This window comes from Bradyrhizobium sp. 31Argb (assembly GCF_043638955.1).
Taxonomy (GTDB): domain Bacteria; phylum Pseudomonadota; class Alphaproteobacteria; order Rhizobiales; family Xanthobacteraceae; genus Bradyrhizobium.
In genome coordinates this window covers 1-2,488 of sequence record NZ_JBEGDB010000511.1, presented here as the reverse complement: position 1 = coordinate 2,488, position 2,488 = coordinate 1, and the positions used below count along the sequence as shown (strand labels likewise).

Annotated in this window: 1 protein-coding gene; it reads right to left on the bottom strand. The window is 64.9% G+C overall.

The features are described from left to right. Window positions 1-154 precede the first annotated feature (154 nt). Window positions 155-2,332, bottom strand: a complete 2,178-nt coding sequence (locus tag AAFX91_RS40775; RefSeq protein WP_394570253.1) for a molybdopterin cofactor-binding domain-containing protein — start codon at window positions 2,330-2,332, stop codon at window positions 155-157. Between the last annotated feature and the right edge of the window lie 156 nt (window positions 2,333-2,488).

Here is a 2,488-nt window from a genome sequence, read left to right as displayed (position 1 = left end):
CGCGCGAAACTACTTCGCCGTCGTCGCCATTGCCGCCACTCTGCTCTGGATAAGGTAACTGTCCACACGGCCTAGTCGCTTGCGCCCGCAATGTCTTGCCGTCCCGAGTTAAGCCCGGGACGACTCGCTTGTCAGGTTGTGAACCACAACTTCCTTACGCGAAGCTGATGTTCTGCTGCCGCAGCGGCACCGAGCGGATACGTTTTCCAGTCACCGCGAAGTAGGCATTCAGCACCGCGGGCGCGGCGACGCCGATGGTCGGCTCGCCGACGCCGCCCCAGAAGCCGCCGCTCGGCATCAGGATCGTCTCCACCTTCGGCATCTCGCTGATGCGCATCGAGTTGTAGGTGTCGAAGTTGGTCTGCTCGATGCGGCCGTCCTTCACGGTGCAGCCGCCGTAGAACAGGGCGGAGAGGCCGTAGACGAAGGAGCCCGCGACCTGCCGTTCCACCTGCGCCGGATTGACGACGTAGCCGGGATCGGTGGCGGCGACGATGCGATGCACCTTGATCTTGCTGCCGTCGGTCACCGAGATCTCGGCGGCGCCGGCGACATAGCTGCCATAGCCCATCACCTGCGCGAGCCCGCGATAGACGCCCTGCGGCGGCGGCTTATCCCAGCCGATCCGCTCGGCGACCGCATTCAGCACCGCCAGATGCTTCGGATGACCCGCCATCAGTTTGCGACGGAAGGCGAGCGGATCCTGGCCGACCGCATGCGCGAGTTCGTCCATGAAGCTCTCGAGATAGATCGTGTTCGGGTTGATGTTGACGCCGCGCCAGAAGCCGGGCGGGACGTGCGGATTGCGCATCGAATGTTCGATCAACAGGTTCGGGATCGAATAGCCGATCGCCGCTTCGCCGCTGGGTGCAAGACCCTGGAAGGTCGCGGGGTCCATGCCGTTGATCATCGCCTCGGGCCGCAGCCGCGCCAGGATCGACTGGCCGGAGATCCGCATGCGCAGCGCGGTCAGGTTGTTATCGGCATCGAAGGCGCCGACCATCCGGCATTGGGTGACCGGATGATAGAAGCCGTGCTGCATGTCCTCTTCGCGGGACCAGAGCAGCTTGATCGGCGTGCCCTGCATCTCCTTGGCGATCAAGACCGCCTGCCGCACATAATCGCTCTGGCCGCGCCGGCCGAAACCGCCGCCGAGGATCAGCTTGTGGACGTCGCATTTCTCAGGCGGAAGGCCTGAGGCTTGCACCGCGGTAGCGAAGGCAGCTTCGCCGTTCTGCGTGCCGCACCAGACATCGAGCTTGTCGCCGGTATGGAGCGCGGTTGCGTTCATCGGCTCCATCGTGGCCTGGTTCTGGTAGGGATAGTTGTAGACCGCCTCGACTACCTTTGCGGCACGCGCGATCTCCGCCATCGCATTGCCGTTCTGGTTGCCGACGAACGCCGCCTGCGACGGTTCCAGTCCTTCGGCCAGCCATTTGCTGATCGTCTCGCTCGAGGTCTTGGCGTTCGGGCCTTCGTCCCACTCGATCGGCAGTGCATCGAGCGCGGTCTTGGCGTGCCACCAGGTGTCGGCGACGACGGCAACCCCGCTGTCGCCGACGCGCACCACCTTCTTGACGCCTTTCATGTTGGCGATCTTGGCCTCATCGAAGCTCTTCAGCTTGCCGCCGAACACCGGGCAATCCTTGATCGCGGCGTTCAACATGCCGGGCAATTTGAAGTCGATGCCGTAGACCATCGCGCCGGTGGTCTTGTCGGCGGTGTCGAGGCGCTTCAGCCCCTTGCCGGCGATCTTCCAGTCCTTGGAGTCCTTCAGCTTCACATCGGACGGCGGGCTCAGCTTTGCCGCCGCTTCCGCCACCTGGCCGTAGGTCGTGGTCCGGCCCGTCGGCAGATGGGTGATGACGCTGCTCGCGGCCGAGCATTCGGCGGCCGGCACCTTCCACTCGTTGGCGGCGGCCTGGATCAGCATCAGCCGCGCGGTGGCGCCGCCCTTGCGGACGTAATCATGTGAGCCGCGGATGCCGCGGCTGCCGCCGGTCGAGAAATCGCCCCATGGCCGGCCGCGTGCCGCGCTCTGGCCCGGTGTCGGGTATTCGGTCGTAACCTTCGACCAGTCGCATTCGAGCTCTTCGGCAACGAGCTGCGCAAGCCCGGTGAGCGAGCCCTGGCCCATCTCCGAACGTGCGATACGGATCACCACCGTATCGTCCGGGCGGATCACCACCCAGGCGTTGACTTCAGGCGAGCCATCGGCTGCCCGCGCCACCGTCGGGCCGAGCGGGAGATTGAAGCCGAGTGCAAGGCCGGCACCCGCCGCGGCGGTGCCAATCACGAACGCGCGGCGATTGAGCATGACGTGCTGATTCATGATGGCACCTCACGCGTTCGCAACAGCGTGGACCGCTTCACGCACCTGCGCGAAGGTGCCGCAGCGGCAGATATTGGTGATGCGTATTGCCTCACCTGAGGATGTTACTTTCGCTTGACGGATGTAGCTCCGACTGTCGGCCGGTCCGAGGTTGCG